A 7,770-nucleotide genomic window follows, 5' to 3' on the forward strand; every position below is an offset into this window, starting at 1 on the left:
TGCAGAGCCCAATTTCAGGAGGTTTTTGCTCGAATCCGCAACTCACGCGAGATTTTGCAGAGTTTTTCCGCAGCCTCCTAAGGATCCGCATTTTCAACCGGGCGATCATGGACAACGCGTGCCTCTCGGCGCCCGCCCGGGTTACGGCGAGAGAACCGCGAATCAGCAAGACGGTTAATCCCGATTTGCCACGCTCACCGTAGGCGCAGCATCAGGCGCGACCACATGATGGGCCTCCAGCCGCTCCTCCGGAAAATCATGTCACGCCGGGTCAACGCCCCTCCCGCCGCTGCAGATAGCGCTGCAGCAGGGTGTTGGTGGAACTGTCGTGCCGGAGCGCTTGCGCGCCATCCCGGATATCGGCGACGACGCGCTGGGCGAGGATCTTGCCCAGCTCCACCCCCCATTGGTCAAAGGAGTCGATCCCCCAGATGATGCCTTGGGTGAAGACGCTGTGTTCGTAGAGGGCGATGATGGCACCCAGGGTGGCGGGGGTAAGGGCGTCGGCCAGGAGCAGGTTGCTGGGGCGGTTGCCCGGGCAGACGCGGAAGGGGATCTGCGCCTCGGCGGCGCCCTCGGCGCGCAGGTCCGCGGCGCTCTTGCCGAAGGCCAGGGCCTCGGCCTGGGCGAAGAGATTGGCCATGAGCAGGTCATGCTGGTCGTGGAGAGGGCTCAGGGGCTGGCAAAAGCCGATCAGGTCACAGGGAATGAGGCGCGTGCCCTGGTGGATGAGCTGGTAGAAGGAATGCTGCCCGTCAGTGCCCGGCTCGCCCCAGAGGATGGGGCCGGTATCCACGGCCACGGCCTGCCCCGTTTCATCCACCCCTTTGCCGTTGCTCTCCATCTGCAATTGCTGCAAATAGGCGGGAAGGCGGGCGAGATCATGGGCGTAGGGCAGGATGGCCTGGGTCTGGGCGCCAAAAAAGTTGTTGTACCAGACCGAAAGCAGGCCCAGCAGGACCGGCAGGTTCCGGGCCAAAGGCGCCGTCTGGAAATGCTCGTCCATGGCGCGGAAACCGGCCAGCAGTTCGGAAAAATGGCGCGGTCCCACCGCCAGCATGGTGGACAGCCCGATGGCCGAATCCATGGAATAGCGGCCCCCCACCCAGTCCCAGAAACCGAACATGTGCTCGGGGTCCATGCCGAAGGCCCGCACCGCCTCGGTGTTGGTGGATACCGCCACAAAATGCCGGGCCACCGCCGCCTCGCCCAGCTTGGCCACCACCCAGGCGCGGGCCGCGCGGGCGTTGGTCATGGTCTCCAGGGTGGTGAAGGTCTTGGAAGAGATGATGAACAGCGTTTCGGCAGGGTCCAGGCCCGCCGTGACATCAAAGAATTGGGCACCGTCGACGTTGGCCACAAAGCGCACATCCATATCGGCATGACGGAAGCTGCGCAGAGCGCGCCAGGCCATCTCCGGACCCAGGTAGGAACCGCCAATGCCGATGTTGACCACCTGCCGCAGGCGCCGGCCCGTCGCCCCGCTCCAGCGGCCGTCATGCACCTTGTCCACAAAGGCGCCCATGCGCCCCAGCACCTCCTGCACCTGCGGCACGACATTTTCACCGCCGGTGCGCATGACCGTCCCGGCCGGAGCCCGCAGGGCGCAATGAAAGGCGGCGCGGCCCTCGCTGCGGTTGATGATTTCGCCGGCAAACATGGCGGCCCGCCGCTCGGCCAGACCGCGCTCTTCGGCGAGGCGGATGAGCAGCGCGATGGTCTCCTCGGTGATGAGGTTTTTGGAGTAATCGAGATACAGTCCCGCCCCCTCGGCAGTGAAACGGCGGCCGCGCTCTGGATCGGCGGCAAAGAGTTCGCGCAGATGCAGGGCGTGCATGCCTTGCCGGTGTTGTTCCAAGGCATGCCAGGAAGGCAGCGCGGTAAGGCTTGGGGACATGGGCGACACTCCTCCGATCAGCGCATGGTGCTATGGCTCCAGATTAGGCTGCGCAGCGGCGTGATTCAAGGGAGAAAGCAGCAAGCCGGCGGGCGCCCAGGAATCCTGCGGGCAGGGCGGCACGCCGGTCCGCCCTGTCGATCCTATCCCCCATCCTCTCCGCCTTGACGCTCGCAAGGGGCTCCTTTATGCTTTTCCGACAAGGCGATGGGGTCCGCCTGATAACCGCCATTCGTGGCTGATGACTCCTACCGGGTGCCTCGCAAGGGGTTCCAAGCTTTTTCGGTGGGAGCCACTCATGATCGATCCTGTCCTGCTACAAGCACGCCCAGCCATTCCGCTGCCCCCCCTTGCCCGGCTTCACTGCCAGCGGCGAGAAAAGGCCCCTTGCGCCCGCGGGCTGCCCATTCCAGCCCTATTGCCATCTCTGGATTCAACTCACTATGGAATAAGGACATGACCCTTTTTTATCTTGCCGTTTTTGCCCTCCTGGGGGCCTTTGCCCGTTATGGACAGACCCTGGTCGTACAAAGCGTTTTTGGTCGGGGTTTCCCCTGGGCGACTTTGTCCATCAATGTGTTGGGCTCCTTCCTCATGGGCTTCCTCTTTTTCCAGACCCTGGAGCGCGTCAGCATCAGTCCCGCCCTGCGCACCGGCATCCTCACGGGGGGGCTGGGGGCCTATACGACTTTTTCGACCTTTTCCCTGGAGAGCCTGGTGCTCTTTGAAAACGGAGAGGCCTGGAAAGGCGGTCTATATGTACTATGCTCTGTAGTGCTGTCCCTCGCTGCGGCGTTTTTAGGGGCCTATCTCTCCCGCAATATTGGAGCCTGAAGATGACGAACGTAACGATGGTCCGGATCTACATCAAGGAAGGGGACAAGGTTCAGGGGCATGACCTCATGCGTGAAATCTTTCATCTCCTCCATGAGCAGCACCGGGTTCGTGGGGTGACGGTTTTCCGCGGCGTAGCCGGTTTCGGCAGCAAGGGGGAGGTCCATGCCGACGACCTCCTGCGCATGACGGTGCATCTGCCCCTGGTCCTGGAATTTTTCGACGACGCCGCAAAGGTCGCGGCAGTCCTCCCCACCATACAAAGCATGGTGCCGGCCGGGCATGTGATTTGGTGGCAGGCCAATTGCGCTACCCCCACCCCCTAGGGACCTGCGGAAAAACGGCAAAGCGCTTCAAAGACCCCAGTCTTCACCCAAGCAGGAGGAGCTATCCGTGAAAGATTTGCGTAGTACTTTTCTGGATCATCTGAAAAAACATCTCCAGGGACCCGCCATTCCGCTGCGCATCGTCTTCTGGGACGGACATGAATACGCCTTTTCGCCTACGCCGCTGGTGACCATGCACATCCATTCGGCCAAGGTCCTGTCGCGGATGGTCATGGGCAGCGCCCTGGATGTGCTGGGAGAGGCCTATGTGGAAGGCGATGTCGGCATGGAGGGACGCTATCAGGACCTCCTCGCCGTGGCCGAGGCCGTGGGCGACGCCTTTCCCGGCAGGAAATCCGCCGGGGGCAAAGGCTTTCTTTCCCGCTGGGGCTGGGCCCAGGCCCACAACAAGGCCCGGGATGCCGAGGCCATCCGCTACCATTACGATGTCTCCAACGACTTTTACCGCCTCTGGCTGGATCGCAACATGGTCTATTCCTGCGGCTATTTCAAAACCGGCAGCGAGGACATCCATCAGGCCCAGGAACAGAAACTGGACCACATCTGCCGCAAGCTCCATTTGCAACCCGGGGAACGGCTGCTGGACATCGGCTGCGGCTGGGGCGGGCTGCTCTCCTGGGCGGCGCGGAATTACGGGATCCACGGGGTGGGCGTGACCCTCAGCGAAGAGCAATTCGCCTATGCCCGGGAACGCATGGAACGGGAAGGGCTGGCCGACCGGGTGGAGATCCGCCTCCAGGACTACCGCGACATCCCCGAGGAAGGGGCCTTCGACAAGGTCAGCTCCGTGGGCATGTTCGAGCATGTGGGACGGGCCAAGCTCGGCGGCTACTTCGGCGTCATCCGCCGGGTGCTCAAGGAAGGCGGTTGGGCCATGAACCACGGCATCACCGCCCCGCAACAGGACGACCAGAACGGCCATCATCAGGGTGGCGATTTCATCGACAAATACGTCTTTCCCGACGGCGAGATCCCCCACCTCTGGCGGGTGGTCCACGAAATGGCCGGCCAGCACCTGGAGGTCCTGGACGTGGAAAACCTCCGCCCCCACTACGCCCAGACCCTCATCCACTGGGTCCGGCGCCTGGAGGAGCGCAAAGAGGAGGCCATCGCCATGGTCGGCGAGAAACGCTATCGCATCTGGGCGATCTATATGGCGGCATCGGCCCACGCCTTCCAGCGCAACTGGTCCGCCCTGCATCAGGTCCTGGTGGTCAAGCAGGAACAGCTCGGCCTCACGCCACGCCCCTGGGAGCGCCGCTACCAATATGTGGACCATAGCTACCGCGAGGCGGAGGTGGACTGGGGAGAGGTCTAAAGCCCATGGCCTCAGGCCAAGCGCCCTTTGCCGAAGATCTCGCCGCAAACTATATCCTCAGCCGCCAGGACGCCGATGGCGGATTCTGTTTTTACCGGGCCTGGGGCGCGGAGGAATCCACCGCACCGGATACGTTTTATGCGGTGGCCAGCCTGCAATGCCTGGGTCGGGAGATCCCCCGGCAGGAACCGCTCATCCATACCCTGCAGCGACAGCAATCGACGTCGGGCGATTTTCCCTCCCTCACCGTGGCCTACTTCTCCCTGAGCGCCCTGCGCCGCCTGGGCGCAGATCCTGTCCATGATCCGCGGCCGGCCCTGGAGCAGTGGATGCGGCGTTTACCGGGTGCCGGGCTGGCCCCTGATCGCTGGTCCAGCGGCCTGCGCGCGATCGCCCGTTGCGTGCGGCTGGCGGCGGACTGGTCGCTCCCCCCTTCCGCCTGGGAGGCCGCCGCCCTGGCGCTCCTCGCCCTGAGCCGCGATGCCGGAGGCGGTTACGGGGTCAAGGCCAACCCTACCGACACCTATCACGCCCTCCTCCTGCGGCAAGCCCTGGGCAAGACCATGACGGCTGCCGACCAAGCCTTTCTGCACCATTGCGAGGATCCGGTGCTGGGCATACGCATGGCCCCCGACAGCGCCAGCACCAACATGGAAACCATCCATGCCGCCCTGCGCACCTTTGCCCTCCTCAATGAAAGGCCCCGTTTCCCCATCGCCATCGGGCAGTTCCTCCGCCGCTGCCAGCACCGGCAAGGGGGATTCGGCCGCACGGGGGATGCCATCGCCACCCTGGAGTCCACCTGGCGGGCCATCGCCATCCGGCAGGCCCTCCGTCCTTGGGCGGATAACGCCCTTGCGCCGTAACGACATGACCTTAAAAACAGCAGTTCCCGGAGCGTTTCGCCGCGACCTTGGACCCATGGCCGCCACCCCCTACCCCCCAGCGACCTGTTCTATGCGTTGCCCAAGCACCTGGGCAAAGGCATTGAGCGCCGCTATGGAAGCATCGGTCATTCCCCGGGCAGGGGCGGCCGCGCTCCATACGCCATAGAGGAGGGCCGCAGCCTTGCCGTGGACCAGCACCGGCAAGAGGAAAAACGCGGTCGCCTGGGGGTAGGCCTGCCGGTGCCAGACCGGGATCTTTCGGGAAATATTCGCGTCGTCCAGATCCTGGATGAACATGCCCAGGGCTTTGCTCATGGACAACTGGAAAACGTCCAGCTCAGCCCCGCCGCCACAGCGCAGTCCCGACAAATCGCAGAGCGGCCGTTCACCAACGCACAGCTTGGCCTCAATGCACCCTACCTGGGTATTCCGGATAAAGGCAGCGGCCGCAGTGACTTCGAGACCGTCCGTAAGGGCCTGCAGGGCAACCTGGAAGACCTCCGTGATGCTTGCGCCGGGAGGGAGCGCCGTCATTCGCTCGATGCCCTTTTGCCCGCATTCCGCAACCCGCGCTTGCGCTGCAGCCTCCGCCCTGCCCGGCGCCTCCAGCATCGTTTCCAGCGCACGGCTGGAATATTTGCTGTTCACCATCCGCGCGAAGCTCTCGGCCACCAGGGCTTCCATCGCCTCCGGGGCAAGCCCCAGGGGACCGGCATATTGAGCAATGAGGGCCTTGCTTTCATTGGCGGGCGCCTGCGCAAGCAAGGCGGCGGAGATCCGGGAGGAAAAGGCGGTAATGGCGCCAACCCGTTGCCCGGAGGAGATCTTTTCCGGCAGCGGCCGGGGTGCCTGAATGCGCATACCCTCCAGCAACTGCTCTGGAAAACCCCAGCGGCGGGCCGCATCGAGGCCCAGGTTTTCCAGGGATACCCCCAAAACCCCCAGGCATTCGCTTTCCATGCCGGCCTCCGGCACCTTTTCCAACAGGGCCCATTCCTCCGGGAAATAACAGGCAACCAGCAATCGTCCGGTGTGCTGCAACAAGGCGCAAAGCGCCGCCTTCTCGCCCTCCTTGGTCTTGCTGCCCAGGGCGATGGCGCGGGCAATCGTACTGGCCAGTTCCGCCCTGAGCAGCTCCCGGGTGAGGGCCGCACTCATTCCGGAGGTCTGGGCAAAACTCTCCACCAGCTTGATATCCAGGGCGAGGTAGCCGATGGTCTGGCAGCCGAGGATCATGATGGCGCGGGCAATGGACGTGATCTTTCTCCCATACGCCGCATAACTGACCGAGTTCACCCGGCGGATGACCTGATGGGCCAAGGGCACATCCGACACCACCGCCGCTTCGAGTTTTTCGATGGGCGCCTGATCGTCCTCCATTACGCTGACGATATAGCGCACCGACTCGGCCAGGGCCGGAAAATCGCCGTGCTCCTCTATGCGGCTCCACAGGGCTTGCTGTAGGGCATTTTTATTCCACTTCTGGGCTGGCATGGGCTGATCCTGCAGTTCCCGGGACGGACCCCGCTCTGTCGATCATTTTGCCGGTTTTTTGCGCGCCCGTCTCTGTTTGGAAGGGGAACGCCAGATAAGGTGATTCGTGTCTTGTTATGACTTTTGGGGCCAGAGTAGTGTTCTCAGCTTCAGCCAGGTTGCGCCAGGTACCGCGCAGCATTTCGCTTTCGCTGATGGTCGCCCATTCCTGGGCCTCGGTCTTGGTGCTGAATGTTTTGGTTCGAGGCGAGAAGCCGTGCCGCTGGATCTGAACCTGATACCCGATGACGATGCCGTCCCGGTCTTTTCATGGCCGAATCGATGCCATGCCTGCCCCCAATACGGCCTATGCCCAAAGTTGATTTGGGCATATTTTAGGCAAAAATCAATAGGGGCTATGGGTTATCTGCTTAACTCTTTGTTTTATATGGTGCCCAGGGACGGAATCGAACCGCCGACACGAGGATTTTCAGCGAGATACGACCCTATTCGTACCCGCGCAGCTATATGCAACTCTTTGTTTTCCAAAGAACTCGACCGCAGTCAAGCGCAGCCGAACGCAGCCGAACGCAACCGGTTTGCGCAGGTTTTGACAGAAAAGTGTCAGAAAAACCCCGCCACCGGTTTGCCAGTTTACGGCAGATCACGATCGTCTCCAATGGGCGGGCACTCCGCACCGATCATCCCTCCGAAACGCCGGGCTCGAGATACACGGCCATTGCGCGAGCGGTTGCTATACAGTGCTCCTTAGACAGCACCGAGAAAACCTCATGAACGACGAAACCCTCCCACGCCTGCTGACCAAAGCCGACCTGTGCGATCAGCTGACCATCTCACCCCGCACCTTGGAAAACATGGTCAAGGCCGGCGACTTTCCGCCGCCCGTGCGCATCGGGAAGCATGTATACTGGAGCCAAAAAGCCGTCACCGCATGGCAACAGAGGCTATTCTCCGCCCAGGAGTCCTGGGCCTTGTCCTAAAAGGACCTCTCCC

At 62.7% G+C, this 7,770-nt stretch carries 7 protein-coding genes and 1 riboswitch; of the genes, 5 read left to right on the plus strand and 2 right to left on the minus strand.

The window, feature by feature from the left end; translation table 11 throughout:
- Positions 1-271: 271 nt before the first annotated feature.
- Positions 272-1,897, minus strand: a complete 1,626-nt coding sequence (gene pgi, locus ACP5MM_RS09425; RefSeq protein WP_427933335.1) for a glucose-6-phosphate isomerase — start codon at positions 1,895-1,897, stop codon at positions 272-274.
- 194 nt (positions 1,898-2,091) lie between these two features.
- Positions 2,092-2,155, plus strand: a riboswitch (Fluoride riboswitch).
- A 198-nt stretch (positions 2,156-2,353) separates the two neighbouring features.
- Between pgi and ACP5MM_RS09430 the strand changes: the two genes are divergently transcribed.
- From ACP5MM_RS09430 to ACP5MM_RS09445, 4 genes are all read left to right on the plus strand, one after another.
- Positions 2,354-2,731, plus strand: coding sequence for a fluoride efflux transporter FluC (locus tag ACP5MM_RS09430; RefSeq protein ID WP_427933337.1), 378 nt, complete (start codon positions 2,354-2,356; stop codon positions 2,729-2,731).
- Positions 2,732-2,733: 2 nt separating this feature from the next.
- Positions 2,734-3,057: a DUF190 domain-containing protein gene (locus ACP5MM_RS09435; RefSeq protein WP_427933339.1), complete on the plus strand. Its 324-nt coding sequence runs from the start codon at positions 2,734-2,736 to the stop codon at positions 3,055-3,057.
- Positions 3,058-3,124: 67 nt separating this feature from the next.
- Entirely contained in the window at positions 3,125-4,396 is a 1,272-nt protein-coding gene (locus ACP5MM_RS09440; protein WP_427933341.1) for a class I SAM-dependent methyltransferase, read from the plus strand.
- A 5-nt stretch (positions 4,397-4,401) separates the two neighbouring features.
- Complete coding sequence (locus ACP5MM_RS09445; protein ID WP_427933343.1) at positions 4,402-5,262, plus strand: prenyltransferase/squalene oxidase repeat-containing protein; 861 nt, start codon at positions 4,402-4,404, stop codon at positions 5,260-5,262.
- 69 nt (positions 5,263-5,331) lie between these two features.
- Here ACP5MM_RS09445 and ACP5MM_RS09450 read toward each other — a convergent pair whose 3' ends face one another.
- Positions 5,332-6,777 (minus strand): HDOD domain-containing protein, encoded by a 1,446-nt coding sequence (locus tag ACP5MM_RS09450; RefSeq protein WP_427934500.1) that lies wholly within the window; start codon positions 6,775-6,777, stop codon positions 5,332-5,334.
- A gap of 770 nt (positions 6,778-7,547) precedes the next feature.
- Here ACP5MM_RS09450 and ACP5MM_RS09455 point away from each other — a divergent pair.
- Positions 7,548-7,757 carry a helix-turn-helix transcriptional regulator gene (locus ACP5MM_RS09455; protein WP_427934501.1) on the plus strand — a complete coding sequence of 70 codons (210 nt, stop codon included), beginning with the start codon at positions 7,548-7,550 and terminating at the stop codon, positions 7,755-7,757.
- Positions 7,758-7,770: the final 13 nt, after the last annotated feature.

This window comes from Acidithiobacillus sp. (assembly GCF_049965315.1).
Lineage (GTDB): Bacteria > Pseudomonadota > Gammaproteobacteria > Acidithiobacillales > Acidithiobacillaceae > Acidithiobacillus_B.

Coding starts and splice junctions, on each gene's coding strand:
- ACP5MM_RS09455 (WP_427934501.1), top strand. CDS start 7,548: ATGAACGACGAAACCCTCCCACGCCTGCTGACCAAAGCCGACCTGTGC.
- pgi (WP_427933335.1), bottom strand. CDS start 1,897: ATGTCCCCAAGCCTTACCGCGCTGCCTTCCTGGCATGCCTTGGAACAA.
- ACP5MM_RS09430 (WP_427933337.1), top strand. CDS start 2,354: ATGACCCTTTTTTATCTTGCCGTTTTTGCCCTCCTGGGGGCCTTTGCC.
- ACP5MM_RS09450 (WP_427934500.1), bottom strand. CDS start 6,777: ATGCCAGCCCAGAAGTGGAATAAAAATGCCCTACAGCAAGCCCTGTGG.
- ACP5MM_RS09445 (WP_427933343.1), top strand. CDS start 4,402: ATGGCCTCAGGCCAAGCGCCCTTTGCCGAAGATCTCGCCGCAAACTAT.
- ACP5MM_RS09435 (WP_427933339.1), top strand. CDS start 2,734: ATGACGAACGTAACGATGGTCCGGATCTACATCAAGGAAGGGGACAAG.